The organism is Pseudomonas sp. PSE14 (genome assembly GCF_029203285.1).
GTDB lineage: Bacteria > Pseudomonadota > Gammaproteobacteria > Pseudomonadales > Pseudomonadaceae > Pseudomonas.
Genome location: NZ_CP115669.1, coordinates 4,085,284 through 4,111,029 on the forward strand (window position 1 = coordinate 4,085,284; position 25,746 = coordinate 4,111,029).

A 25,746-nucleotide genomic window follows, 5' to 3' on the forward strand; every position below is an offset into this window, starting at 1 on the left:
GCGGTTACTCATCGGAATTGATCCACTCTTTCACCACCTGAGCCACACGCCCGGGGTCCTGCGCGACCAGGCTCTTGATCGCATTGAGCTGCGCATCGTAACCCTCGGACGGGCTCGGCAACAGAATACTGGCGGGGCCGCCGAGGCTGACGCGGTCGTCCGACAGCTCGCCGTCGAGGCCACCCAGCTCGCCCAGTCCGTCAGCGCCCGCGCCGCCGGCCACCAGGGCCTTGCCCTTGTTGCCCGACAGGTTGTTCAGCACCGGACGCAGCACGCCCAGTACCAGCACCAGGATGAAGACAATGCCCAGCACCTGCTTGACCACATCCCAGAACCAGGGCTGCGAGTAGAACGGCGGGGAGACGATTTCCTCGCCCTGCTCCGGGGCGAACGGCGCGTTGATCACGCTGACGCTGTCGCCACGGCTGGCGTCGTAGCCGACGGCGTCCTGCACCAGGCGGGTGAAGCGCGACAATTCATCGGCGGTCCATGGCTTGTGGGTCACCTCGCCGGTCTTGGCGTCGGTGATCATCCGGTCATCCAGCACCACCGCGACGGAAAGCCGGCGCAGGCGGCCCTGCTGCTGCTTGGTGTAGCTCACCGAGCGATCCAGCTCATAGTTGCGGGTGTTCTGCTGGCGCTTGTCGGTGGGATACGGCGCCAGTTCCGGCCGGCCGGTCTTCGGGTCCATGATCGGCTGGCCGTTGGCATCCTTCAGCGGCTGACCCGGCGCGACGTAGTCGGACGGCGCGTTCTGCGCAGTGGTCTGCGGCGCGTTGGCGGGCCCCGGCGGCTGGTTCGACAGCGCCCCCGGCACGCCTTGCGGGCCGTTGCTGTTCTGCCGTTCCTCGTTGTTGGTCTGCTCGCTGCGCAGCGCCGGCTGGTCCGGGTTGTAGGATTCGGAGGTGGACTCCACCGCGCTGAAGTCGACGTCGGCGGAGACTTCGGCCTTGTAGCGGCCATTGCCCAGTACCGGTTGCAGGATGCTGTGCACGCGCTGGTTGAGGTTGCTTTCCATGCGGCGGGTGTAATCGAACTGCTTGCCGGCCATGGTCAGCTCGGAGAGCTCCTGCTGGTCGGACAGCAGGGTGCCCTTCTGGTCGACGACGGTGACCTGGGACTTGTCCAGTTCCGGCACGCTGGTCGCCACCAGGTTGACGATCGCCATCACCTGGCTCGGCTCCAGGTTGCGGCCCGGGTACAGCTCGACCAGCACCGAGGCGCTGGGCTTGCGGTCGTCACGGACGAACACCGAGCTCTTCGGGATCGCCAGGTGCACGCGGGCGCCCTTGACGTTGTTCAGGCTGGAGATGGTGCGCGCCAGCTCGCCTTCCAGGCCGCGACGGTAATTGGTCGCTTCCATGAACTGGCTGGTGCCCAGGGCCTGTTCCTTGTCGAGGATCTCGAAGCCGACGTTGTTGTCGGTCGGCGCAACGCCGGCGCTGGCGACTTTCATGCGTGCGCGGCCGAGGTCGTCGGCCTTCACCAGCAGCGCACCGGAATTGGGTTCGACCTTGTAGGGAATGTCGGCGGCGCTCAGCGCCTCGACCACCTTGTTGGCGTCGACGCCGTTGAGGCTGCCGTACAGCGGCTTGTAGTCCGGCTGCTGCGACCAGAGCACCATGCCGAAGCCGACGGCGATGCTCGCGGCCAGGCCAACCAGCAGGCCGACCTGGCGCAGCACGGGCATGTCCGCGAGGTTTTCGAGGAAGGTCAGGCCCAGCAACGGTTTTTTCGCTGCGCCGAGCTTGGCGGGAACCTGACTGTCTACGGTGGCGTCAGCCATGACCTGCTACCTCAGACCGGCATCTGCATGATGTCCTGGTACGCCTGGACGAGCTTGTTGCGTACCTGGGTCATGGCCTGGAAGGACACACTGGCTTTCTGCGAAGCGATCATCACGTCGGTGAGATCCACGCCGCTCTGGCCGACTTCGAAGGCGGTGGCCATGTCGGTGGCGACCTGCTGGGTGCCGTTCACCTTGTCGACCGCCTGGGTGAGCATCTGCGAGAAGCTCGGCGCGCCCGGCTCGGCCGGTTGCGCAGCCTGCGCCTTCGACTTGGCCATGGCCTCCATCTGCATGGAGCGCATCTCCAGCAGCAGACGATTGAATTCGACACCCTGACTCATTACCTACCCCTCCGACTGGCCGCGGTTTTTTGACGCCGCGCGGCGCTTTGCACAGGGGATTGCAACTTGGGTGCCAGGTTTGGGGAATGGGGATTTTTTGATGGGAAGGCTCTGGGATGGGGTGTTCGGAGCCGTAAGGCGCGGCTCCCGCAGGAGCGGATCTTATCCGCGAAATCCATCGCGGATGAGTCCGCTCCAACAGGAAAATACCTACGTATCTCGCCTGCCTGGAGCAAGGTCGCATAACGCCTCGAGCTTTATCCGCCGTCTTGCTCGGCGTTTCTGCGCCGCATCGGTGTGTGCTGGGAGATTTTGTTTCGCCCCTCGGGCGAGTCCCTTTATAGGACCCCAAAAGGAACAAAAAGGGCTTGCCCCGACATCCGGCGCCGGTGACGGTGACGGTGGGTGTTCTTCGCAGGATGGCGTGGAGCGAAGCGATACCCATCTCGGCGGATAACGCTGCGCGTTATTCCCTACGAAAAGCAAGAGCATCGCGGACGGAGTCCGCTCCTACGGATACATGTGGCTCTTGTTGGAGCGGACTCCGTCCGCGATCAGCCTCGGTTCGCGAGCAAGCTCGCTCCTACAGGTTGGCGACAAACCCGGGCACCTCCCTGTCAGCACGGATTTCGCGGACAAGGGCTAGGCGCCCCCGTCTCTCCTACGAAGGCATACGCACCGCATAGCTCTGGCTCTGGCTCTGGCTCTGGCTCTGGCTCTGGCTCTGGCTCTGGCTCTGGCTCTGGCTCTGGCTCTGGCTCTGGCTCTGGCTCTGGCTCTGGCTCTGGCTTTAAAGACTTCCAGAGAAATATCCGCACACTCCGGAGCGCCCCATCAGGAGGCCGAGTGGAATCGGAGTTTCAGGGGTTGAGCGGCATGGATGCCGCGAGAGCGTCGTTGGGCCATGGATGGCCCGTCGACGCGGGCCCCTGAAACTTCGATGGAGCGAGGGAATTTTTCGCCTAAGCGAAAAACCGGATGCAGGGGCAAGCCTTCTTGGTTACTTCTTCGGCGTTTGGAAGAAGTGACTCGCCCGAGGGGGCGAAACAAGAAACATCCGAGCACACCGCAGCGACGCTGAACCCCCAAACAACAACCAAAAGCATCGCGGACAAAGTCCGCTCCTACGGGCTGCCCCCTCAGAGTCCCCAAAAGAAAAGCCCGCACAACGGCGGGCCAAGAGGGGAACAAGTCAAACCATCAACTGGCGTACAGATACGCCTCCACATCCATCCCCGCATCGCGCATCTGCGCCAGCTTGTAACGCAGGGTCCGCGGGCTTATCCCCAGGCGCTCGGCAGCCTCCTTGCGGCGGCCGCGCTCACTGCGCAGGGTATCGATGATCATCTGGAACTCACGGCGCTTGAGGTCCTCCCCCAGGGCGCCCGCCTCCAGCACGGAGGGTGACGGAATTTCGACGCTCGCCGGAGCAGCCTGCGGCACCGATTGCGCCGGCACGGCAGCAAGCACCGGACGCGGCGCATGGCCGATGGGTGCGGTCAGGCACAGGTCGGCGGCCTGCACCTGGCCGCCCTGCTGCAGGATCAGCGAACGCTGGATGGCGTTGTCCAGCTCACGCACGTTGCCCGGCCACGGGTGCGCCAGCAGGGCTGCGCGGGCGTCGGCGCCGAGACTGACCGGCGCAAGGTTCATCTTGCGGGTGTACTTGGCCAGCAGACGCTCGGCCAACGGCAGAATGTCCGCCGGACGCTCGCGCAGCGGGCGCCAAGCCAGGGGGAATACCGAAAGGCGGTAGTACAGGTCCTCGCGGAAACGCCCCGCCGCCACTTCGTCCAGCAGGTCACGGTTGGTGGTGGCGAGCACGCGGATGTCCAGGCTGATCGGCTTGCGCGCACCGACGCGCTCCACCTCGCGCTCCTGCAACACACGCAGCAGCTTGGCCTGCAGACCCAGCGGCATTTCGGAGATTTCGTCGAGCAGGATGGTGCCGCCGTCGGCCAGTTCGAACTTGCCCGGCTGGGCGGCGATGGCACCGGTGAAAGCGCCCTTCTCGTGACCGAACAGGGTGGCTTCGAGCATGTTGTCCGGAATCGCCGCGCAGTTGATCGCGACGAAGGGTTTGCCGGCGCGCGGCGACTGCTGGTGGATGTACTGCGCCAGCACTTCCTTGCCGGTGCCGGACTCGCCGGAGATCAGCACGGTGGAGTCGCTGCGGGCGACACGGGCGGCCAGCTCCAGCAGTTGCCGGCTGGCCGGCTCCAGCGCCACCGGACCGTCGCCTTCGCTGCTGGCGACGGTACCCAGCGCATGACGCGCCACCAGCTCCAGCAGGGCCTTCGGCTCGAAGGGTTTGACCAGGTAATCCGCCGCCCCCTGGCGCATGGCTTCCACCGCGCGGTCCACCGCGCCGTAGGCGGTCATCAGCAGCACCGGCAGTTGCGGATGGCGTGCGCGGATCAGGCCGAGCAACTGGTGCCCGTCCATGCCCGGCATGTTCACATCGCTGATAACCAGGCTGAAGGCGTCTTTCTCCAGGGCCGGCAGCGCGGCCTCGGCGCAATCGACGGCGACGAAGTCGTGCCCACCGAGCATCAGGGTGTCGGACAGGGCTTCACGCAGGGCGCGGTCGTCTTCGACCAGCAGGACTTTGGCGGCCATGGTGTTCATTCCTTGTGAGCGATGGATTGAGCCACGATCAGCGGCAGGATCAGGGTGGCGCAGGTACCACGGCCAGGGCGCGAGCGCAGGCGCAGCTCGCCCTGGTGGGCCTTGGCAACGGCCTTGACCACGGCCAGCCCGAGGCCGGTGCCGGTGGTCTTGGTGGTGAAGAAGGGTTCGCCCAGGCGCGCCAGGGTTTCGGCGCTCATGCCCGGGCCGTTGTCGCTGATGGACAGGCGCAGGCTGTCGCCGCGCGCATACAGGTGCACCTTCAGGCGCACGTCGCGGCCGGCGGCCTGGATGGCGTTCTCCACCAGGTTGAGCAGCGTGCCGACCAGGGTGTCGCGGTTGCACAGCAGCTCGCCCACGCGGGCGTCGCACTGCCAACGGACGTTCAGGCCGGCAACGTGGGATTCGGCAGCGGCCCGCAGGCTGGTGAACAGCTGTGTCGGCGCCAGGCGATCCGGCAGCGGCAGTTCGCCCCGGGCGAACACCAGCATGTCGCGGACCTGGTTCTCCAGTTCGTGCAGACGCTCCTTGATCCGCCCGGCAAAGCGCTGTTGCTGTTCCAGCGGCAGCTCCTGCTCGCTCAGGTGACTGGCATAGAGCATGGCGGCGGACAGCGGCGTGCGAATCTGGTGGGCCAGCGAAGCAACCATGCGGCCCAGCGCGGAAAGGCGCTCGTGGCGCGCCAGCTGGTCCTGCAGGCGACGGGTTTCCGTCAGGTCGTTGAGCAGGATGAGCTGGCCGGGCTCGCCGTTCAGCGAGCGGATGGCGATGGACACGCGGCGACCATCGCGCAGGGAAACTTCATGGCCGTCGTCGGCGCGAGGAGCGAAGCTGCGGGCGATCACCTCGCGCCAGAGCATACCCACCAGCGGCTTGCCGAGCAGCGCGCAGGCCACCGGGTTGGCGTCGCGCACCACCCCCTGGGCATCGAGCACGATGACACCGCCGGGCAGCACGTCGAGCAGGCTTTGCAGGCGATTGGCCAGACGCTCCTTCTCGGCCAGCTCCTGCATGCGCTGGGCGCTGACCAGGGCCAGCTGGCCCTTGAGCTCGGTGACGCGCGCCTCCAGCAGGCTGTAGGACTCACTGAGCTGGTTGGACATCTGGTTGAACAGGGCGAAAGCCTGTTCCAGATTCGCGCGGCTGCTCTCCTCCACCGGCCTGTTCTCTGCAACAGACGCAAGGGTGGTGGTTTCGGACTGGCGTTGGGCGACTGGCATCATGCGGTTCTCTCATCCGTCCGACGTCGTAGAACTGTCGGTCGGATGAGTCTTAGCAAACCGCGTGCCTAAAATTTACTCGTTTATTTTCAACGAGTTAGAGGAATGAGCATGACGGAGGCGTCAATCCTCCGCCATCTCCTCCTCGCGACGGCTCATGCCGTACTTGCGCATTTTCTCCACCAGGGTGGTGCGGCGGATGCGCAGGCGTTCGGCGGCACGGGCGACCACGCCACTGGCATCGTCCAGCGCCTGCTGGATCAGGCCCTGTTCCAGGTTCGCCAGGTAGTCCTTCAGGTCGATGCCCTCGGCCGGCAGCATGGCCGGCGAGTCGAGGCCCGGCAGTCCGGCGGTGATCGCCGCGCGCTCTTCCAGCTCCTCGCGCAGGCTGCTCGCCAGTTGCTCGTCCTCGTCGTCGACGTGACGGAATTTCTTCGGCAGCTCGCCCACGCCGATCACGCCGTAGGGATGCATGATCGCCAGGCGCTCGACGAGGTTCGCCAGCTCGCGCACGTTGCCCGGCCAGTCGTGGCGGCAGAGCGACATGATGGCGGCGGAGTTGAAGCGGATCGAACCGCGCTTCTCGTGCTCCATGCGCGAGATCAGCTCGTTCATCAGCAGCGGGATGTCCTCCACGCGCTCGCGCAGCGGGGCCATCTCGATGGGGAAGACGTTGAGGCGGTAGTACAGGTCCTCGCGGAAGCTGCCGTCCTCGATCATCTTTTCGAGGTTCTTGTGGGTCGCGGCGATGATGCGCACGTCCACGTTCTGCGTCTTGTTGCTGCCCACGCGCTCGAAGGTGCGCTCCTGCAGTACGCGTAGCAGCTTGACCTGCATCGGCAGCGGCATGTCGCCGATCTCGTCGAGGAACAGGGTGCCGCCGTTGGCCAGTTCGAAGCGCCCTGCCCGGCTGGTGATAGCGCCTGTGAAGGCGCCCTTCTCATGGCCGAACAGTTCGCTTTCCAGCAGCTCCGCCGGGATCGCGCCGCAGTTGACCGGCACGAAGGGCGCATCGCGACGCTTGGAATGGTAGTGAAGGTTGCGCGCCACCACTTCCTTGCCGGTGCCGGACTCGCCGAGGATCAGCACGCTGGCGTCGGTGTCGGCGACCTGCTGCATCATCTGCCGCACCTGCTGGATGGCACGGCTGGTGCCGACCAGGCTGCGGAACAGGTTGGGCTCGCGCTGGCGGCCGCGCTCGCGGGCCTGGTCGTACATCTCGCGGTAGACCTGGGCGCGGTGCAGGGAGTCGAGCAGCTTGTTGTAGCTGGGCGGCATTTCCAGGCTGGCCAGCACGCGGCGGCGCAGCTCTTCGGGCCAGTCGGCAGGCGCAGGCTCGCCGATCAGCAGCACGGGCAGGTATTCATCCCAGGCGGCCACCTGCTTGAGCAGCTCCAGCGCCCCGCCCTTGCTTTCCACGTTGCCGAGCAGCACGCAGAGCACGTCGCGGCTGCCGTTGGGCAGCGCGTCGACCGCCTGGCGCCAGTCGTGGCTACCGCAGGCTATCTGGTCTTCGCCCAGGAAGCCGATGATGACCGAGAGGTCACGGCACCGTTCCTGGTTGTCGTCGATCAGGAGAATCTTGGTTTCGCGCCACATCTTTAGCTTGTCATCCCGGGGCTTTGAGGCCGTCGAACGGCTGCTGACACGAGCCTGGCGATGACACAATTCCCCGTGATCGCCAGCATTTGGCCACTAGTAAAGTCAAAAACACGGGAAGAGTCAAATTTATGGCGTGCTTTTTTTGATACTGCCCGACGAAGGGCGTTGACCCGGATCATGGCAATCGAACCGAGGAGCGGTTCGCACAAACACGGCGGCGGCCCGCGGGCCGCCGGGGGAAGCTGATCCGACCGGATCAGCCGAACATCTGGTAGACCTTGGCGCCCTGGCTGGAGCGACGCACGGCGGTCAGTTCCTCGCCGATGGCGGTACGCTGGGCGGTACAGACCTTGACCAGCTCAGCGTAGAGCGCCAGCAGCTGCTCCATGGTGTCACGCAGGGCCTGCTCGTCGCGCTCGGCGTCCTGCATGGCCACATCCACCTGCTCGCGGCACATGCGGTCCAGTTCGCCGATGGCGTCCCAGTCCTTGTTGTGCATCGCGGCGGAGAGCGCGGCGCGGGTTTCGTTGAGTTGTTGCATGGCCTGATTCATGACTCGTCCTTCCTTCAGGCGGCGATCGCATCCCAGCCCGATTTCACTTCACGCAGCAGGCCGGACACCTCGTCGAGGATCGCGGCATCGCCACTGCGGTTGGCCTCCAGCAGGCGCTCGGTCATGTAACCGTAAAGTCGATCGAGGTTCAACGCCAGTTCGCCGCCCAGCTCCAGGTTCAGCGCCTCGCGCAGACCGCCGACGATGCCGATGGCCTTGCTGATCAGCTCGCCACGCTCGGCCAACTGACCACGCTCGATGGCACCACGGGCCTGCGCCATGCGCTCCAGGCCACCCTGCATCAGCATCTGGATCAGGCTGTGCGGCGACGCTTCGGCGACGCGCGCTTCCAGGCTGACTTGCTGGTATTGCTTCATGGCTCTCATGGCGTACATGGCAGGCTCCTGCGGGGAATTCATCTACTGACCAAGGTATCGGCCAGTGAAGCAGGAGCTTGAAGGCTTCTTGAGATTTTTTTCGTCGCGCCCGGCGCAAAGCCGGGCACGATGCAGCAGTTACCAGATCAGCCCTTGGCGAACGGCAGGCTGGCCAGTTGGCTGGTCAGGCTGTTGGTGGTCTGGGTGAGCTGACTGACCAAGGCATCCATCGCGTTGAACTGTTTGTACAGGCGCTCCTGCAAGGCAGTCATGCGGGCGTCCAACGTCACCTGCTGCTTATCCACGCTCTTGAGCGTTGCCTGCAACGAACTGTTGCGCTGATCGAGGATACCGTTAGTGATGGTATAAGGCTTCACACGATCGGTCAGGCGGGCAGCCAGGCCGTTATCCCCCGTGAACAACGCGGTTATTTCATCGAAGTTGCCGGTCACTGCCTTGTCCAGTTTGGTGCTGTCGATGGCCAGCGTGCCGTCGGTCTGGGTGGTAATGCCAAGATCCGCCAACGCACGGATCTTGCCGTCACCCTGGACATTCACCAGCTCCTGATGGAGGGATGCGGAGATAGCGCGCGCCGTCGCGTCACCGACCAGTGCCCCTGTCACCGGCGCCTTGTCGTCGCCAACCTTGGTGACCTTGGTCTGCGAATTGATGGTGCTGACCAGTGCGTTGTAGGCGTCGACGAAGGACTGGATGTTCTTCTTGACCCCCGACTGGTCCAGGCTCACACCCACTGTCACCGGGGTGCTAGCTTCGGTCACACCCTTGAGATTCAGGGTCACGCCTTCGAGGGCATCGGTGACGGTGTTGGATTCGCTGGTGATTTTCAGGCCATCGACGGTCAGCTCGGCACTCTTGGAACGCACCAGCATGCGCGCGCCGGAAGGATCGCTGACGGCGGGCGGATCCTGGATAGTCGGGTCGGTGGGAACCGCCGGCGGAGTGAAGGCAAGGTCGGTCAGCTTGGCGCTACCGCTACCGTCATCACCGCTGACCGCTACGGAAATATCCTTGCCGGCGCCGGTCTTGGAACTGCTCAGCACCAGGCGAGAACCATGCTCGTCGGTGATGATAGTGGCGGAGACTCCCGCATCCTTGCCGGCGGTATTGATGGCGTCGCGCACGCCAGCCAGGGTGTTGTTGCTGCTGTCGATCTTGATGTCCGGCAGCGCAGTGTCGCCGAGCTTGATGCTCAAGGTGCCCTGGCCAAAGGTTGCAGCTTTGTCGCCGTTGGCAGGAATCGCGGCGAGCGCAACCTTGCTGGCAGCGGCCAACTGCTTGACTTCGATCTGATAGCTGCCGATGCCGGCCTTGTCGGTGGCGGTGACGCCGATCAGGTCATTCTTGGAAGAAGTAGCCGAGCGGGCCTGGAAATTAGCGGTCTTATTCAGCGCTTCCAGCGCCGTCTGGAACGTGCTCAAGGCACTCTTGAGCGAGCCGATTCCGGTGATCTTGGTGGTGGTGGCTTTTTCCAGGGTATCGAGCTGGTTCTGCTTGGGCGCCTTTTCGGCAGCCACCATGGTCTGAACGATATTGTCGATGTTCAGGCCAGTGCCCGTACCCGTGATGGTCATCCCCATTTCACACCTCCGTCAAAATCCTGTTCCGGCTCCACCGGTCACCGCGCAGACCTGCAGGCTTCGTGCCAGTGTTACACACCTCGCCTCAGGCGCGGGTTTCGAACATCAGACTGCGAATATCGTCGAGCCGGGCGGCAAGTTTCAGCACTTCCTCGGAAGGCATTTGCCGCACGACCTTGCCGGACTCGGCATCAATCACCTTCACCACCACCTCACCGGTGGCGTCGTCGATGCTGAAGTTGAGATTGCGCCGGATCCCCTGCACGAACGACTGGATGTCGGATACAGCGGAGTCCAGCGATTTCGAGTCCTGCTGATCGGCCGCCTGGTCGGGGGTAACTGCCTCCCGGACCGGACGAATACTCGGCGTCCGCTCGAACGATCCCAGCCCGGCAATGGAAGTAACCTTACTCACATCCATCTTCCGATCCTCGTAAAAGCCGAAAAGGAGGAAGGGTCGCCCCCTCCTCCTGTGGTCACGTCAACTCGCTGCCGTCGATCAGCGCAGCAGGCTGAGTACCGACTGCGGCAACTGGTTGGCCTGGGCCAGGATCGCAGTACCGGCCTGTTGCAGCACTTGGTTCTTGGACAGGTTCGCGGTTTCAGCGGCGAAGTCGGTGTCCTTGATGCGGCTGCGGGCGTTGTCGGCGTTCTCGGCAATGCTCTGCAGGTTGGAGATGGTGTTGTCGAAGCGGTTCTGCACGGCACCCAGGTCGGAACGCTGGGAGTCGATGTAGGCGATGGCCGCGTCGATTACGTCGATGGCATTCTGCGCGCCGTAGGCGGTGCTGACGTCAACGTCGCTGATTTTCGACAGGGAGCCGGAAGCTTCGCCGGTCAGCAGAGCCACGTTGGTGCCCGACAGAGAATAGGCAGCCGATGAACTGAACTTGATCGCCCCGTTGGCAAAAGCAGTGCCGGCACCAATGTCGGCAGCGGCGGACAAATCGCCCAGGTTGTCACCGTCAGAATCCTCGGCGGAACGAACCTGCATAGTCATATCGGCGGCGACACCTGCAGTGGTGCCCCCTACGTCAGTGTAACTCTTACCAGTGATCTTAAAGGTCGCACCGGTAGCGGAACTCAGCTCCAAGGTGCCGTCGCCGTTTTTCTTGGCAGTGATGCCAGCACCGCTGGAGTTGACCGCGCTGACCACCTGATCGAAGGAAGTCACAGTTTTCAGATCGATGGTGGAGTCTGCGCTGGCCGCCCCGGTATCAGAGTTGAAAACTTCGATCTTCAGGTCGAAGCTCTTCGCGTTAGCGGTCTGGGTCAGGACAGCATCAGTACGAGCCGACGCCTTGACCGGAGAACCGGCATTATTGACCTTACTCACAATAGCGGCGGCAGTGTCACCAGCTGCGATGTCCTGCACGTCGTACTGCTTGCCGTTCGATGCAATCTTAAAGTCCGCCATAGTAGCTGCTGCTACTGCAGTAGTAGCGCGACCAAAGCCACTACCGGCAGTACCCGCCTTGTCGGAAGTGTAGGCACCGATCTTGGTGGCACTGGCATCACCGATGGAGACGTTGATTGTCTCGTTGGCATTCGCACCGACCTGGAAGGCGGTGGAACCGAAGGAGCCGTCGAGCAGCTTGCGACCACCGAAGGTAGTGGTGTCAGCGATACGGTTCAGTTCGCTTTGCAGGGCGCCTACTTCTTTCTGCAGGGCGGCGCGGTCAGTAGAGTCGTTGCTGCCGTTGGCCGATTGCAGGGACAGGTCACGCATGCGCTGCAGGATATTGGTGGACTGCTGTAGGGCGCCTTCAGCGGTCTGCGCCAGGGAGATGCCGTCGTTGGCGTTGCGCACGGCAACGTTCAAGCCGCTGATCTGGCTGGACAGGCGGTTGGAGATCTGCAGGCCGGCGGCATCGTCCTTGGCGCTGTTGATGCGGAAGCCAGTGGACAGACGCTGCAGCGAGGTGCCCAGGGAGCTGGACGAGTTGTTCAGGTTACGCTGGGTGTTCAGGGAAGCAATGTTGGTATTGACGGTAAGGGCCATGATGGTCTCCTTCAGAGGTCCTGTTCGTTCCTGAGCTTGCGATATCTCGGCCTGCTTGCTCAGGGACACCAAGAATTCGCATTCGACTTATGTATCGGCGTTGATCCGGGGAGCTTTAGAAAAAATTCAAGAGATTTTTTTCATCTTCCAGATCAAACACTTGCAGCCACTTACCGACACTTTCCAGTGAATAACTGCGATCATTCGGGTTATCGACAAAAAAGCCCACGGCTTTAGGCACGTGGGCTTTTTCGTTTGCTGGGCGAACTCAGTTGAGGAAGTTGAACAGGCTCAGCCCGCTGATCTTCACATAACTCTGCTGCGCGGCCTGGAGGACGGTGGACTGCATCGACAAGCGCGACAGCGCCTCGGCATAGTCCAGGTCCTGCAGGTCGGAGATGACGCCGGTGTTCACCAGTTTCACGTCGTCGATAAAGGTCTCGGTGGAGTCGATGGTATTGAGTCGCGCCCCGATCTGCCCGCGCCCGGAGAGCACCTGGCTACTGGCGGCATCCAGGTTGGTCATGGCGATCCCTGTCGCGTCGCGAATGGCGTAGCTGCCTTCCTGGTTGTCGGTAGCCCCCTCCAGTGCCTTGCGCAGGTCGGCGACCACGTTGAGCAGCCCCTTCTTCTCGCTGGACGGATCCCGCTTGATGCTGAAATCGTCCCCCGCCGCCGGATGACCGTCGATGATGACACTGACGCCACCGTAGGTGATCTTGTCCTGAGTCTTGTCATCGCTGTCGATGGCGCCCGTCGAAAGCGCGGTATACCCCCCGGGCAGTGCCGGGTCATTGAGGTCGTAAACCTCGTAATTGACGTTATCGAGAAAACGGATGCCGATACCATCGCTGGCCGCTGGTGGCACGCTGGAAGGGAAGCTGCCGTCGTAAGCCTGCTTGTCGATCACAGTCCCCAAGGAGATGCGCCCCGTTCCGGTATTGGCGGCGCCCCCCGAAGTCGTTACGCGGTTGACGTTGGTCACATCATCGAACAACGCCTTGCCGCTATCGCTGATGCTCAGCAAGGTGCTACTTGCGATCGGCACCTGGCGCTGGCTTTCGTCTCCCTGGTAGGAATACGAGCCATCAGGATTGCGCACGAAGGGTTGCTTGTCGCCCTGACTGCCCGAGAACAGGTACTTGCCGCTGGCATCCTTGCTGTTGAGCAGATTGAGCAATTCGTCTTCGCGCTGCTTGAGCTCGGTCGCCAGGGCGCCCTTGTCGCTGCTGTCCTGGGCACCATCGCCCGCCTGCACAGCGATCTCGCGAATACGCTGAATAACATTACCCACGGAGTTGAGAATCGACTCCTCCGAGTTAAGGCTGTTCTTCGCCGCCGTAATGTTGCTCTTGTACTGATCGTTGAGCGACTGCTCCTGGCTCAGCTGCAGCAGGCGCACCGAGGCCACCGGGTCGTCCGCCGGGGTGAGGATGCGTTTGCCGGTGCTGATCTGCTCCTGGGTGCGGGTGACGTTGCCGTAGTTCTTCTGCAGGCCGCCGACCGAGTTGTTATATGCCTGGATGGTGGAGATGCGCATGGTCAACTTCCTCTATCAGCGGAACGCGCCGATCAACGTGTCGAACAGCGAACGGGCGACCTGGATCACCTGGGCCGACGCGCTGTAGTACTGCTGGAACTGGATGAGGTTGGCCGCCTCTTCGTCCAGGTTCACGCCCGACAGCGAGTCGCGGTTGTCCTGGGCCTGCTTGAGTACGGTGGCGCTGGCGTCGGCGTTGTTGCGCACCTGCGCGGTCAGGGTGCCGATGCGCTCCACCAGGCCGCCGTAGGAATCATTGAAGCTGGCGCCGGTGCTGCCGGTGCCCCCGACGGTGGGCTTGCTCTGCAGTCCGGAGAGCGCCAGGGCGTTGCTGTTGTCGGAGATACCCTTGGTGTTCATGCCCAGGGTGAAGCTGTCGCCGGCCTGGGGCACGCCGCTCAGGGTGAATTCGTAGCTGTATTGGTTGCCGGTGCCCGGGTCGGTGTAGTCCAGGCGCAAGGTGTTGGTCTGCCCGGAGGTCAGGCCGCTGGTCGAGGGCGACACGTAGTTCAGCGTGGCGCCGGGCGGCAGCGTGCCGGTCAGGGTATTGGTGGTGGAATCGAAGCTCAGGCTCAGGCCACCCGCGCCGAACAGGTTCTGCAGGTCGCCCTTCACCACTGGCGACGGGCCGCTGGTGAGCTTGGGCTGGCCGATGGCTCCGGTGCCCCGGTTGTTGGTGGTGGCTTCGCTGCGCGCGGTGCCGGCGAAGGCCAGTTGGTCGCCCTTGGTCAGCACCGTCTCGATGTCTGCAGCGCCACGGCGGGTGGGCTGCAGGGTGAAGCCGTCGCCGGCCGGCGGCAGGCTGTTCATGGTCACCTGGAAGCCCTGGTCGCCACCGCTGCCGTCGGCGAAGCTCAGGGTGTAGGGACCGGTGCCGCTCACGGTGACGTTGATTGGCGCGTTGTCGGAGAGACGCCGCGCGGTGAAGTTGGTGCCGTCGTATTCCAGGCGGTAGTCGCTGACGCCGAGCTTGCTGGTATCGGTGATGTTCAGGCTGGGGCTGACGGTGCCGGTGTTGCCGGACAAGGCGACGACCCGCAGCGCAGTGATGGTCGGGTCGTTGATGTCGCCGAACAGCTTGCTGCCGGCATTGCCGGACAGGTCCAGGCCCTGGCCAAGCTGCTTGTTGACGACATCGGCGAAGGTCACGGCGATCTGCCCAAGCTTGTTGTACGAGGCATCCAGCGCGGTATCGCGATAAGCCAGCAGGCCGCCCATCTGGCCGCCGGAAACCTGGCTGGTGATGGTCTGCACGGCGCTGCCGCTGACCAGTTGCACCTGGAAGCGGGTCGGGTCGTCGGCGCCCGGCACTACCTGCAATGCGGAAGTGGTGGTGCCCACCACCAGCGGCTGGCCGGTGCCGATGAACAGGTTGACGCTGCTGTCGTCCTGGGGCACGGCCTGCACGCCGATCAGCTCGGAGAGCTTGCGGATGGTCTCCTCGCGGGCGTCGATCAGGTCGTTGGGCTGGCCGCCGGCAGCCTTGGCCTTGGCGATGGCGTCGTTGTAGCTCGCCACGCTGGTCGCCAGGGAATTGACCTGGTTGGCCAGCGAGCCGAGCTGCTGGTTGATCAGGCTGTTCTGCTTGTCGAGTTGGTCGTACAGGGTGTTGAAGGACTTCGACACCCCCTGCGCTTCCGCCAGCAGCGCCTCGCGGCCCTCTGTGGCGGAGGGATTGGCGGCGGCGGTCTGCAGCGCGGCGAAGAACTTCTGCAGCGCCGGGCTGATGCCGGTGGTGGTGTCCGACAGCAAGGCGTCGAGCTGTTCGATCTGTCCCTGGAAGGCGCTCAGTTCATTGCTTTGGCTGGTGGCGGTGCGCACCTGGGAGAACAGGAAGTCACTGGCCAGCCGGCGCACGTCGACCACCTGGCTGCCCGAACCGATGTAGCCGGCGCCGCTGTACTGCGGGATGCCGGTCTGCTGCACCGATTGCTGACGGGAATAGCCGGGGGTGTTGACGTTGGTGATGTTGTGGCCGGTCACCGTCAACGAGGTCTGGCTCGAACGCAGGCCAGACAGGCCAATGGACAGTAGATCGCTCATGTTCCTATTTCCTTATCCCAGGGGCGGAGTGTCCGCCGCGGCGACTGCCTGGTACACCTGCATCTGCTTGGCGATCTGCGCAACCTTGCGGGCGTAGTTCGGGTCGGTGGCATAGCCGGCGCGCTGCAGTTCCTTCATGAACTGTTCGGGGCGCTCGGTGGAGTCCAGCGCGTCCGAATAACGGTCGTTGTTCTGCAGGAAGCTCACGTAGTCGTTGAAGCTCTGCTCGAAGGAGTCGTAGGAGCGGAATGCCGCGACTTCCTTCACTTTCTTGCCGTTCACGTATTCGCTGGTCACCGCCCGCGCGGAGTCGCCGTCCCAGCTGGAACCGGACTTGATACCGAACAGGTTGTGGCTGCTGGAGCCGTCCTGGTCGCGAATGATGGATTTGCCCCAGCCGGTTTCCAGCGCGGCCTGGGCCACCAGGTAGCGCGGATCGACGCCGATGCGCTGGGCGGCCTTCTGCGCCATCGGCAGCATGGTGGCAACGAATTCGTCCGCCGAGCCGAAGGCCGACTTGCCCGGCGCCAGCGGCGGCTGGGCGTAGCGGCGGCCGCTGACATCCTGGGCGCCGGCGGCGGCGTCGATGGCGTCCACGGCATTGGCGTAGGACTTGGCGGTCTGCCAGTCGTTGCCGGCCAGGGGCTTGCCCTGCTCGTCCGCAGTGGCGGCGCCCGGCACGATGCCGGCCATCACGCGATCGGCCAGCTTGCCCGGCAGGGACAAGCGACGGGCGTTGAGCAGCTTGGAGTCGTCGCGGCCTTCGGCCGGTTGCGGCAAGGGCTTGCCGCTGGCGTTGACGCCGGTGGTGGATGGCCAGGCGGAGGTCTGGGCGACCTTGGCGAAGGGGTTCGCGGCGCCCGTGCGCTTGCCGCTGTTCATGTGCGACAGCTGGCGGGTCAGCACGTCCGACAGGCCGATGCCATGGCCCTTGGTGGAGAGGCTGACGGCCAGCTGCTGGTCGTACATTTCCTGGTATTGCTTGGTGGTCGCGGTGTTCATGAAGTTGCCTTCGGCGAGCACGTCGTTGGCCGAGCGCATCGACTTGAGCATTTCGTTCATGAACAGCGATTCGAATTCCTGGGCGACCTTGCGAATGTTGCCTTCGCTGTCGCGCCCGGCGCCGTTCTTCAGCTGTGCCAGGCGATTGAGGTCGGTGTAGGCCCCGGAATTGGTGCCGGAGGAACCGGCGGAGAAGAGTTTGGCATCCACGGCGGCGTCCTCAGATCACGATCAGGTCGGCCTGCAGCGCGCCGGCCTGTTTCAGGGCTTCGAGGATCGCCATCAGGTCGCTGGGCGCGGCGCCCACCTGGTTAACGGCGCGGACGATTTCATCCAGCGTGGTGCCCGGGCCGAACTTGAACATCGGCTTGGCTTCCTGGTCGGCGTTCACCCGCGAGCGCGGCACCACGGCGGTCTGGCCGTTGGAGAACGGGCCGGGCTGGCTGACGATCGGGTCTTCGGTGATGGTCACTGTGAGGCTGCCGTGGGTCACTGCGGCCGGCGACACGCGCACGTTCTGGCCGATCACGATGGTGCCGGTGCGCGAGTTGATGATGACCTTGGCCACCGCTTCGCCGGCCTGCACGTCGAGGTTTTCCAGGACCGACATGTAGTCCACGCGCTGGTTCGGGTCCAGCGGCGCGCTGACCCGTACCGAGCCGCCGTCGATGGCCTGGGCGACACCCGGGCCGAGCAGTTCGTTGATGCGATCGACGATGTGCTTGGCGGTGGTGAAGTCCGGGCGGTTGAGGTTCAGGGTCAGGCTGTTGCCCTGGTCGAAGCCGCTCGGCACCGCGCGCTCCACGGTGGCGCCGGCCGGGATGCGGCCAGCCGAGGGGACGTTGACGGTGATCTTCGAGCCATCGCGACCCTCGGCGTCGAAGCCGCCGACCACCAGGTTGCCCTGGGCCACGGCGTAGGTCTGGCCGTCGATGCCCTTGAGCTGGGTCATCAGCAGGCTGCCGCCGCGCAGGCTCTTGGCGTTGCCGATGGAGGAGACGGTGATGTCGATGGTCTGGCCCGGCTTGGCGAAGGCCGGCAGGTCGGCGTGCACCGACACCGCGGCGACGTTCTTGAGCTGCACGTTGCCGACGTTGGCCGGCACCTTGATACCGAACTGCGCCAGCATGTTGTTGAAGGTCTGCAGGGTGAAGGGCGTCTGGGTGGTCTGGTCGCCGCTGCCGTCGAGGCCCACGACCAGGCCGTAGCCGATCAGTTGGTTGCTGCGCACGCCCTGGATGGTGGCGATGTCCTTCAGGCGCTCGGCGTGGGCGGCCGGAATCATCAGCAACGCGCAGAGCATCAGGAAGATGTAGGAGCGAGCTTGCTCGCGAACACCTTTGGCAGAGAATTTCGCGAGCAAGCTCGCTCCTACAATGGCCATGACATTCACCCTGCTCAGAACGGGAACAGCGGGCTGAGGAAGAAGCGATCGAACCAGCCCGGCTGGCTCGCATCGGCGAACGCACCGGTGCCCGAGTAGGTGATGCGCGCATCGGCCACGCGGGTGGAGGACACGGTGTTGTCGGTGGCGATGTCGTCGGCGCGGATCAGGCCGGCGATGCGCACCAGCTCGTTGCCGGTGTTCAGGGTCATCCACTTCTCGCCGCGCACGGCGAGGATGCCGTTGGGCATGACTTCGGCCACGGTGACGGTGACCGAACCGGTCAGGCTGTTGCTCTGCCCTGCCTGACTGTCGCCCTTGGCATCGCGAGAGCCACCGTACTCGGCGCTCAGGCTGAGGTCGCCGCCGCCGATGGGGTTGTCGGTGGTCAGGCCGCTACCGAACATCGAGGTCAGGCCGAGCTTGGTCTTGCTGTCCTTGGAAATGTCCGAGTTGGCCTTCTTGCTGGCCTGGGTCTTCTCGTTGAGGGTGATGGTGATGATGTCACCCACGCGGAAGGCCTTGCGGTCGCCATAGAGGTTGTTGTCGAAACCGCTCTGGTAGATCGAACCGTTATTCTGCGCGGCGGGAATCGGGGTGCGCGGCATCACCGGGGCGTAATAGGGGTCATCCGGTTTCGGCGGAGGACTGACGCACCCGGCCAGCGCGGCGACGGCCAGCAGCGGAAGAAGGTGGGAACGGTTCATTACAGCTACCTCTCGGGGAGAGCGACTACGGTTTCACCAGAGCCCGAGGGCTCCGTCATTCACTACAAGTTCTGGGTCACGAAGGACAGCATCTGGTCCGCGGTGGAGATGACCTTGGAGTTCATCTCGTAGGCGCGCTGGGTGGTGATCATGTTCACCAGCTCCTCGACCACGTTGACGTTGGAGTTTTCCAGGGTGTTCTGCTGCACGGTGCCCAGGCCGTTCAGGCCCGGCGTGCCGACCTGCGGCGCGCCGCTGGAGCCGGTTTCCAGGAACAGGTTGTTGCCAATCGCCTGCAGGCCGGCCGGGTTGACGAAGTCGGCGGTCTGGATGTTGCCGATGATCTGCGGCTGCGGGTTGGCCGGGGTGGTCACCGAGACGGTGCCGTCCTGGCCGACGGTGAAGGTCTGGGTCTCGTTGGGCACGACCACGGCCGGCTCCAGCGCGTAACCGTTGGCGGTGACGATCTGGCCGTCGGAGTTCAGGTGGAAGCTGCCGTCACGGGTGTAGCCGACGGTGCCGTCGGGCATCAGTACCTGGAAGAAGCCGCGACCGTTGAGCGCCATGTCCAGCGGCTGGTCGGTGGTCTGCAGGCTGCCTTCGGTGAAGTTCTTCTGGGTGCCGACGATGCGCACACCGGTGCCCAGCTGCAGGCCGGAGGGCAACTGGCTGTCCTGGGTGGAGTTGGCGCCGGGCTGACGTTTGATCTGGTACAGCAGGTCCTGGAACTCCGCGCGGTCGCGCTTGAAGCCCGTGGTCGAAACGTTCGCCAGGTTGTTGGAAATGGTGGTCAGGTTCATGTCCTGGGCCGAAAGCCCCGTCTTGCTGACCCACAGTGCCGAAAGCATCGTCGTTCTCCTCGGGCGCCGGATTCATGGCGCCTCGATCTGGTGATTAGCTAAATTGCAAAACCCGCGCCATGGCCGCCGAATCGTCTTCGGCGGTGCGCATCATCTTGACGTGGAGCTCGAACTGGCGGGACAGCGAGAGGATCGAAGTCATCTCCTCCACCGCATTGACGTTGCTCGCTTCGAGGAAGCCCGACACGACCGTGGCGTTGGCATCGGCCTGCGGCGCCGGCTGACCCGGCTCCTGCTTGATGCGCACCAGGCCGTCGAGGCCCTTCTCCAGCTTCTTCGGGTCCGGGGTGACCAGCTTGATGCGGTCCACCTCGGCCACCACGCTGGGGCTGTCGCCCAGGCCACGGATGCTGATGGTGCCGTCTTCGCCGATGTCGATCTTTTCCTGCGGCGGCACGGCAATCGGCCCGCCATTGCCGATCACCGGCAAACCGTCGCCGGTGCGCAGTTGGCCGAGGGCGTCGATCTCCAGGCTGCCGGTGCGGACATAGGCTTCACCACCGTCGGGCGCCTGCACGGCGATCCACGCATCGCCCTTGGCGGCGACGTCGAGGTCGCGGCCGGTTTCCTGCAGGCTGCCGGGGGTGAAGTCGGTGGCCGGACGCTCGGTCATGGCGTAGACCCGCGCCGGGAAACTGTCGCCGAACACCTGCATCGAGCGCGCCTGCTCGAAGTCACGGCGGAAGCCGTTGGTGGAGATGTTCGCCAGGTTGTTGGCGTGAGCGCGCATCGCCAGGGTGTTCTGGCTCGCTCCGCTCATCGAGACGTACAGCATCTTGTCCATCGAATCCTCCAGGCCCGCGGCGATTGCCGGTCGCGGGTGTCTTGGAGGCTATTCAGCAAGGGGCGTGCCAGAATCGAAATTCACACCCAAAGCACTGATATAAAAGGATTTTAAAAAATAAAAGGCTCCCGAAGGAGCCTTTCGAAGCCGCCGGCGGCGATGGTCTGCCGCCACCGGCAAGGGGGATTTGCCGCCTGGGCTTTTCTGTAGGGGCGATTCCTTACCGCAGGTTGATGATGGTCTGGGTGACCGCATCCTCGGTCTGGATGGTCTTGGCGTTGGCCTGGTAGTTGCGCTGGGCGACGATCAGGTCCACCAGCTCGCTGGACAGATCGACGTTGGAAGCCTCCAGGGAGCCGGACTGCAACGCGCCGAGGGTGCCCGAGCGCGGGGTGCCGATCACCGGCTCGCCGGACTCCGAGGACTGCACCCAGGAGGTCTTGCCGATCGGGGTCAGGCCCTGGACGTTGGCGAAGTTCGCCAGCACCACCTGCCCTTGCACCTTGGACTGGCCGTTGGTGTAGCGGGCGAAGATGTTGCCCTGGTCATCGATCTCCAGACCCGAGAGCTGGCCGGTGGTGTAGCCGTCCTGGTTGACGCTGTTCACCGCGAAGGCGGTGGCGTACTGGGTGGACTTGCGGATGTCCAGGGTGACGCCGCCGGCGTTGGCGGTGGCGCCGTTGGCGCTCCAGGTCGGCGGGGTCTTGCCGTCGGAGATGGCCGGAACCCAGTCACCCATGACCAGTGTGCCGTCGGTGGGATTCACCGAGAAGGCATTGCCAGTGCCGTTGTTCACCGGGGTCTGGGTCAGCAGCTGGCCCGCTGCGCTGAAGTTCAGGTTGACCTGGTACGGACTGCTACCCATCCCACTGACGGCAGCCAGCACGCTGGCCGGAGTCGCGCCGGCCGCCGCAGCGGCGGCAGCGGCAGCGGCCTTGGCGGCGGGCGTTGCGGTGGAGGCCGCCACGGCATTGGAGACATCCGCCGCCGTCGCCCCGGCAACACCGGCCGCCGTGGTGGCAGCGCTGATGGCCGTGGTGTCGTCGGTCGGATTGGCCGGGTTACGGCCATCCACCAGCACGTTCATGGTCCAGTCGTTGGGGCCGGTCTTGGTGAAGTACTGGGTCAGCACGTGGGCGTTGCCCTGGCTGTCGTAGATGTTCACCGAAGTGGACGAGTTATAGGTGGTCGGGTCGTTGGGGTTGAACGGGGTGACCGTCGGCGTGGTGTTGGTGGAGTTCAGGTTGAAGGTCTGGTCGATCTGGCTGGTGGCCTTCGGCGCCTGGTTGCCGGTTTCGATGTGCAGATCGCCGACCACGCCGTTCTGCAGCTGGCCCTGGGCATTCACCGCATAGCCCTGCAGGCGGTAGCCGTTGTTGTCCACCACGTAGCCGTTCTTGTCGGTACCGAAGTAACCGGCACGGGTATAGCTCACCGCACCATTGTTGCTGGTAACGAAGAAGCCGTTGCCGTTGATGGCCATGTCCAGCGCGTTCTGCGTGGAATCGATGGTGCCCTGGTTGAACAGCTGCGAAACGTTGGACAGCAGCACACCGCTGCCGACCGGGTTGCTGCCGGAACCCAGCACGGAGGCGGCATACACATCGGAGAACTCCGAGCGCGACTGCTTGAAGCCGACGGTGCTGGCGTTGGCGATGTTGTTGCCGGTGGTATTCAGGTCACTGGAGGCGGCCTTGATGCCGCTGAGCCCGATATTGAAAGACATCTTTATCTCCTTGTCGGTATCGCCGACGAATCTGTTCGGTCGGGCGAAAAGCCCGCCAGCGGCAGGTTACTGACCGATGATCTGCACTTTGGAAAGGCCGATGCTGCCGAGCCCCGCGAGGTTCAGGGTCAGCTCGCCGCCGTTCTGCCCGAGGGTCACGCTGTCGACATTGGCCGGCAGGAAAGTGGTCAGGGCGTAGGTCTTGCCTTCGTAGTTGGTCTGCGCCTCGAACTTGTAGCGTCCCGGCGGCATGAGATTGCCGCTCGAATCCTTGCCGTCCCACATGAAGTTGACGTTGCCGGCGGTCTGCTGGCCCATCTCGACGCGGTTCACCAGGGTGCCCTTGTCGTCGTAGACGTTGACCCAGCTGTTGGCCGTGGAAACCGGCAGCGTGTAGGTGCCCTTGAAGGTCTCGGCGGTATCGACCATCGACTTGTCGGTCGGCACGATGACCTTGCGTCCCACCAGGGACGAGGCTTGCAGGGCCTGGGACGACTGGTAGTTGGAGAGCATGCTGTCCATGCTCGAGTTCAGCGACTGGATGCCTTCCACGGTGCTGAACTGCGCCAGCTGGGCAATGAATTCGCCGTTTTCCTGCGGCGACATCGGGTCCTGGTTGTTCATCTGCGCCACCAGCAACTTGAGGAACTCGTCCTTGCCAAGGTTGTTCTTGCCGGTGGTGCCGCTGCTCTCCTTCTTGACCGAGTACTGGTCCAGTACGGAGTTGGCGCCGTTGATGCTGCTGTTATCGATGCTCATAGTGCTTCCTCAGCGCTTACTGACCCAGGGTCAGGACCTTCTGCATCATCTGCTTGGCGGTGTTCATCATTTCCGCGTTGGTCTGGAACGCGCGGCTGGCGGAGATCATGTCGGCCATCTCTTCCACCACGTTGACGTTCGGGTAGTACACATAGCCGTCCTTGTCGGCGGACGGGTGATTGGGCTCGTAACGCGGGATCAGCGAGCTCTTGTCCTCGACCACGCCCAGCACCTGTACGCCGGAACCGGCATGGTCGGTGTCGCCGAACAGCGAACCCTGGTCGCCGCCCTGGGCCTGCTGGAACATGGTGGCGAACACCGGATGGCGGGCGCGGTAGGTCTGGTCGACGCTGGAAGAAACGGTCTCGGCGTTGGCGATGTTCGAGGCAGTGGTGTTCAGACGGGTGGTCTGGGCACTCATGCCGGTACCGGCGATGTTGAAGACACTGGCGAGCGACATGGCGATTACTCCCCGCGCAGGGCGTTCATCAGCCCTTTGAACTTGTTGTTGAGGAAGGTGAACGAGGCCTGGAACTGCACGGAGTTTTCCGCGTAGTTGGACTGCTCGATCTGCTCATCCACGGTGTTCTGGTCCATCGAGGGCTGGAACGGCGTGCGGTACTTGAGGGCATCCTCGCCCATGCCGAAGCCTTCGGCGGCGATGTGGTGCGCGTTGGTACGGGTAGCGTTGAAGGTGCCGTTCTTGAGCTTGTCGGACTGGGCGGCCAGCACCGAGGCGAAATCCAGGTCGCGCGCCTTGTAGTTCGGCGTGTCGGCGTTGGCCAGGTTGTTGGCCAGGACTTCAGCGCGCTGGGAGCGGAAGCTCAGTGCTTGCTGGTGGATGCCGAGGGCTTTGTCGAAGCTGATGCTCATGGTCGCGAACCTGTTTGCCGGTGTGGGCTTGCCAACACTTCAGCAAGGTGCGTGCCAGATTTATATATCCTTTTAATTCAATGGCTTGAGAGAAAATCGGGAGCGGCAAAGGGCGGCAAACAGCGGCAAGCGGCAACCGGTTTCCCTTGCCGCCGGGGATAAAGCGGCAAACTTGCCGCGCTCTTCCATCATTGCCGCTCCCGGTCGCTTTTCGTAGGAGCGGACTCCGTCCGCGATGCGTGGGGTTGGGCATTTCTGCGCCGCTTCGGCGTGTACTGAGAGATTTTGTTTCGCCCCCTCGGGCGAGTCCCTTTTGGGGCCCAAAAGGAACCAAAAGGCCTTGCCCCTGCATCCGGTTTTTCGCTTAGGCGAAAAATGCCCTCGCTCCATCGAAGTTTCAGGGGCCCGCGTCGACGGGCCATCCATGGCCCAACGACGCTCTCGCGGCATCCATGCCGCTCAACCCCTGAAACTCCGATTCCACTCGGCCTCCTGAAGGGGCGCTCGGAGTGCGCGGAGGTTTCTCTGGAAATCCTCAAGAGCCAGAACAAAAGCAGAGCGTCTTGCTCCTCGCTGTTTTGGCTCCCGTAGGAGCGGACCTTGTCCGCGACGGTTCGACACTGCATACACGCTTCAGGATGAACACCCGTAGGGCGCATAACGCGCAGCGTTATCCGCCGAGATGGGTATCGCTTCGCTCCACGCCATCCTACGAAGAACACCCACAGTCACCGGCGCGCGCAGAGTCCCGTCAGGAGGCCGAGTGTAGGTATTGCGCAGAGGGGCGAGCGGCATGGATGCCGCGAGAGGCGTAAAGGGCCAGGGACGGCCCTTTACGCCGACCCTCGGAGCGATACCGGAAGGAGGGAAGTCTGAGCGAAGCGAAGACCCGGATGCCGGGACGAGACCTTTGCCTACTTTGGGGCGTTTGCCAAAGTAGGTCGCCCGAGGGGGCGAAACATAATCTCCCAACACACGCCGCTGCGGCGCAGAAACACCGAACAAGACGGCGTATAACGCATTAAACGTTATACGCCCGAAGAAGGGCCGGAACACCGCGAACAGAGAATGCCCTCAGTCCAGCAGCGGAAAAGACCAATTACTTGGCCTTGTAGATGATCCCCGGACTGCACTGAACCATCTGGTAATGATCCGGCAACGCATTGAGTGCCTCGGACGCGCCGAGGAACAGATAACCACCCGGTTTCAACGTCGCGTGGATACGCAACAGGATGTCGCGCTTCACCTCGGCGGAGAAATAGATGAGCACGTTGCGGCAGAACACCATGTCGAACTTGCCGAGCGTGGCGTAGCTGTCCAGCAGGTTCAGTGCCCGGAACTCCACGCGGCTCTTGATCGCCGGCTTGACCGTCCAGCGTCCCGGCGTCTTCTGGTCGAAGTAGCGGACCAGGCGATCCTGCGACAGCCCACGGCCGATCGCCAGGCTGTCGTACTCGCCGGCCTTGCACGCGGTGAGCATGGAGCCGGACAGGTCAGTGGCGACGATCTGTACACCCGCCTTGAGCTGGCCGAGGTTGGTGCGCTCGAACTCGTCGATGGACATCGACAGCGAGTAAGGCTCCTGCCCCGAAGAACAGGCCGCCGACCAGATGCGCAAACGTTGTCCGGGCGATGCCTTGATCATCTCCGGCAGCACCCGGTTCTTCAGCACCTCGAAGGGATAGGTATCGCGAAACCACAGGGTTTCGTTGGTGGTCATCGCATCCACCACCTGCTCGCGCAGCTGGCTGCGGGCCTGGACCTTCTGTACCAGCTCGCCGAGGGACTTGATGCCCTGCTGCTCCATCAACTTGTTCAAGCGGCTGGAGACCAGGTATTGCTTGTTGGCGCCCAGGAGGATGCCGCAGGTCTTCTCCAGGAAATCCCGGAACAGCTCGAATTCAGTATTGGTGGATGTCACAGATAGACCTCTTCACTCATGGACGTTTGCCGTCGAC

At 63.7% G+C, this 25,746-nt stretch carries 22 protein-coding genes; all 22 read right to left on the bottom strand.

Annotated features, from left to right (window positions below):
* Positions 1-4 precede the first annotated feature (4 nt).
* Positions 5-1,786 carry a flagellar basal-body MS-ring/collar protein FliF gene (gene fliF / locus O6P39_RS18720; protein ID WP_275607953.1) on the bottom strand — a complete coding sequence of 594 codons (1,782 nt, stop codon included), beginning with the start codon at positions 1,784-1,786 and terminating at the stop codon, positions 5-7.
* Between the two features lie 11 nt (positions 1,787-1,797).
* Positions 1,798-2,130 carry a flagellar hook-basal body complex protein FliE gene (fliE, locus tag O6P39_RS18725; protein WP_207888497.1) on the bottom strand — a complete coding sequence of 111 codons (333 nt, stop codon included), beginning with the start codon at positions 2,128-2,130 and terminating at the stop codon, positions 1,798-1,800.
* 1,200 nt (positions 2,131-3,330) lie between these two features.
* Positions 3,331-4,749, bottom strand: coding sequence for a sigma-54-dependent response regulator transcription factor FleR (gene fleR, locus O6P39_RS18730; RefSeq protein ID WP_275607954.1), 1,419 nt, complete (start codon positions 4,747-4,749; stop codon positions 3,331-3,333).
* A gap of 5 nt (positions 4,750-4,754) precedes the next feature.
* A complete protein-coding gene (locus O6P39_RS18735; RefSeq protein ID WP_275611984.1) occupies positions 4,755-5,978 on the bottom strand; it encodes an ATP-binding protein in 1,224 nt (407 codons plus the stop codon).
* 123 nt (positions 5,979-6,101) lie between these two features.
* Positions 6,102-7,577 carry a sigma-54 dependent transcriptional regulator gene (locus tag O6P39_RS18740; RefSeq protein ID WP_275607955.1) on the bottom strand — a complete coding sequence of 492 codons (1,476 nt, stop codon included), beginning with the start codon at positions 7,575-7,577 and terminating at the stop codon, positions 6,102-6,104.
* A gap of 259 nt (positions 7,578-7,836) precedes the next feature.
* On the bottom strand, positions 7,837-8,133 hold the full coding sequence (locus tag O6P39_RS18745; RefSeq protein WP_275607956.1) for a flagellar protein FliT: 297 nt from the start codon (positions 8,131-8,133) through the stop codon (positions 7,837-7,839).
* A 14-nt stretch (positions 8,134-8,147) separates the two neighbouring features.
* Positions 8,148-8,528: a flagellar export chaperone FliS gene (gene fliS / locus O6P39_RS18750; RefSeq protein ID WP_275607957.1), complete on the bottom strand. Its 381-nt coding sequence runs from the start codon at positions 8,526-8,528 to the stop codon at positions 8,148-8,150.
* A gap of 128 nt (positions 8,529-8,656) precedes the next feature.
* A complete protein-coding gene (fliD, locus tag O6P39_RS18755) occupies positions 8,657-10,108 on the bottom strand; it encodes a flagellar filament capping protein FliD (protein WP_275607958.1) in 1,452 nt (483 codons plus the stop codon).
* Between the two features lie 85 nt (positions 10,109-10,193).
* Entirely contained in the window at positions 10,194-10,529 is a 336-nt protein-coding gene (locus tag O6P39_RS18760; protein WP_275607959.1) for a flagellar protein FlaG, read from the bottom strand.
* Between the two features lie 78 nt (positions 10,530-10,607).
* Complete coding sequence (locus O6P39_RS18765) at positions 10,608-12,110, bottom strand: flagellin (protein WP_275607960.1); 1,503 nt, start codon at positions 12,108-12,110, stop codon at positions 10,608-10,610.
* A 268-nt stretch (positions 12,111-12,378) separates the two neighbouring features.
* A complete protein-coding gene (gene flgL / locus O6P39_RS18770; protein ID WP_275607961.1) occupies positions 12,379-13,650 on the bottom strand; it encodes a flagellar hook-associated protein FlgL in 1,272 nt (423 codons plus the stop codon).
* A gap of 15 nt (positions 13,651-13,665) precedes the next feature.
* Entirely contained in the window at positions 13,666-15,693 is a 2,028-nt protein-coding gene (gene flgK, locus O6P39_RS18775) for a flagellar hook-associated protein FlgK (RefSeq protein ID WP_275607962.1), read from the bottom strand.
* 12 nt (positions 15,694-15,705) lie between these two features.
* Positions 15,706-16,905: a flagellar assembly peptidoglycan hydrolase FlgJ gene (flgJ, locus tag O6P39_RS18780; protein ID WP_275607963.1), complete on the bottom strand. Its 1,200-nt coding sequence runs from the start codon at positions 16,903-16,905 to the stop codon at positions 15,706-15,708.
* A 10-nt stretch (positions 16,906-16,915) separates the two neighbouring features.
* A complete protein-coding gene (locus O6P39_RS18785) occupies positions 16,916-17,998 on the bottom strand; it encodes a flagellar basal body P-ring protein FlgI (RefSeq protein WP_275611985.1) in 1,083 nt (360 codons plus the stop codon).
* Between the two features lie 95 nt (positions 17,999-18,093).
* Positions 18,094-18,786 (bottom strand): flagellar basal body L-ring protein FlgH, encoded by a 693-nt coding sequence (gene flgH / locus O6P39_RS18790; RefSeq protein WP_275607964.1) that lies wholly within the window; start codon positions 18,784-18,786, stop codon positions 18,094-18,096.
* Between the two features lie 62 nt (positions 18,787-18,848).
* On the bottom strand, positions 18,849-19,634 hold the full coding sequence (gene flgG, locus O6P39_RS18795) for a flagellar basal-body rod protein FlgG (protein ID WP_275607965.1): 786 nt from the start codon (positions 19,632-19,634) through the stop codon (positions 18,849-18,851).
* Positions 19,635-19,680: 46 nt separating this feature from the next.
* Positions 19,681-20,430 carry a flagellar basal body rod protein FlgF gene (locus tag O6P39_RS18800; protein ID WP_275607966.1) on the bottom strand — a complete coding sequence of 250 codons (750 nt, stop codon included), beginning with the start codon at positions 20,428-20,430 and terminating at the stop codon, positions 19,681-19,683.
* Positions 20,431-20,650: 220 nt separating this feature from the next.
* Positions 20,651-22,156, bottom strand: coding sequence for a flagellar hook protein FlgE (locus O6P39_RS18805; protein ID WP_275607967.1), 1,506 nt, complete (start codon positions 22,154-22,156; stop codon positions 20,651-20,653).
* Positions 22,157-22,222: 66 nt separating this feature from the next.
* A complete protein-coding gene (gene flgD, locus O6P39_RS18810; RefSeq protein WP_275607968.1) occupies positions 22,223-22,915 on the bottom strand; it encodes a flagellar hook assembly protein FlgD in 693 nt (230 codons plus the stop codon).
* Between the two features lie 16 nt (positions 22,916-22,931).
* Positions 22,932-23,375 (bottom strand): flagellar basal body rod protein FlgC, encoded by a 444-nt coding sequence (flgC, locus tag O6P39_RS18815; protein WP_275607969.1) that lies wholly within the window; start codon positions 23,373-23,375, stop codon positions 22,932-22,934.
* Between the two features lie 5 nt (positions 23,376-23,380).
* Positions 23,381-23,788 carry a flagellar basal body rod protein FlgB gene (gene flgB, locus O6P39_RS18820; RefSeq protein ID WP_275607970.1) on the bottom strand — a complete coding sequence of 136 codons (408 nt, stop codon included), beginning with the start codon at positions 23,786-23,788 and terminating at the stop codon, positions 23,381-23,383.
* A gap of 1,099 nt (positions 23,789-24,887) precedes the next feature.
* Positions 24,888-25,709, bottom strand: a complete 822-nt coding sequence (gene cheR / locus O6P39_RS18825; RefSeq protein WP_275607971.1) for a protein-glutamate O-methyltransferase CheR — start codon at positions 25,707-25,709, stop codon at positions 24,888-24,890.
* Positions 25,710-25,746 lie beyond the last annotated feature (37 nt).

Bases quoted from the DNA above. Each gene is read 5' to 3' on its own strand.
- fliF (WP_275607953.1), bottom strand. From the start codon at position 1,786: ATGGCTGACGCCACCGTAGACAGTCAGGTTCCCGCCAAGCTCGGCGCA.
- fliE (WP_207888497.1), bottom strand. From the start codon at position 2,130: ATGAGTCAGGGTGTCGAATTCAATCGTCTGCTGCTGGAGATGCGCTCC.
- fleR (WP_275607954.1), bottom strand. From the start codon at position 4,749: ATGGCCGCCAAAGTCCTGCTGGTCGAAGACGACCGCGCCCTGCGTGAA.
- O6P39_RS18735 (WP_275611984.1), bottom strand. From the start codon at position 5,978: ATGCCAGTCGCCCAACGCCAGTCCGAAACCACCACCCTTGCGTCTGTT.
- O6P39_RS18740 (WP_275607955.1), bottom strand. From the start codon at position 7,577: ATGTGGCGCGAAACCAAGATTCTCCTGATCGACGACAACCAGGAACGG.
- O6P39_RS18745 (WP_275607956.1), bottom strand. From the start codon at position 8,133: ATGAATCAGGCCATGCAACAACTCAACGAAACCCGCGCCGCGCTCTCC.
- fliS (WP_275607957.1), bottom strand. From the start codon at position 8,528: ATGTACGCCATGAGAGCCATGAAGCAATACCAGCAAGTCAGCCTGGAA.
- fliD (WP_275607958.1), bottom strand. From the start codon at position 10,108: ATGGGGATGACCATCACGGGTACGGGCACTGGCCTGAACATCGACAAT.
- O6P39_RS18760 (WP_275607959.1), bottom strand. From the start codon at position 10,529: ATGGATGTGAGTAAGGTTACTTCCATTGCCGGGCTGGGATCGTTCGAG.
- O6P39_RS18765 (WP_275607960.1), bottom strand. From the start codon at position 12,110: ATGGCCCTTACCGTCAATACCAACATTGCTTCCCTGAACACCCAGCGT.
- flgL (WP_275607961.1), bottom strand. From the start codon at position 13,650: ATGCGCATCTCCACCATCCAGGCATATAACAACTCGGTCGGCGGCCTG.
- flgK (WP_275607962.1), bottom strand. From the start codon at position 15,693: ATGAGCGATCTACTGTCCATTGGCCTGTCTGGCCTGCGTTCGAGCCAG.
- O6P39_RS18785 (WP_275611985.1), bottom strand. From the start codon at position 17,998: ATGCTCTGCGCGTTGCTGATGATTCCGGCCGCCCACGCCGAGCGCCTG.
- flgH (WP_275607964.1), bottom strand. From the start codon at position 18,786: ATGAACCGTTCCCACCTTCTTCCGCTGCTGGCCGTCGCCGCGCTGGCC.
- flgG (WP_275607965.1), bottom strand. From the start codon at position 19,634: ATGCTTTCGGCACTGTGGGTCAGCAAGACGGGGCTTTCGGCCCAGGAC.
- O6P39_RS18800 (WP_275607966.1), bottom strand. From the start codon at position 20,430: ATGGACAAGATGCTGTACGTCTCGATGAGCGGAGCGAGCCAGAACACC.
- O6P39_RS18805 (WP_275607967.1), bottom strand. From the start codon at position 22,156: ATGTCTTTCAATATCGGGCTCAGCGGCATCAAGGCCGCCTCCAGTGAC.
- flgD (WP_275607968.1), bottom strand. From the start codon at position 22,915: ATGAGCATCGATAACAGCAGCATCAACGGCGCCAACTCCGTACTGGAC.
- flgC (WP_275607969.1), bottom strand. From the start codon at position 23,375: ATGTCGCTCGCCAGTGTCTTCAACATCGCCGGTACCGGCATGAGTGCC.
- flgB (WP_275607970.1), bottom strand. From the start codon at position 23,788: ATGAGCATCAGCTTCGACAAAGCCCTCGGCATCCACCAGCAAGCACTG.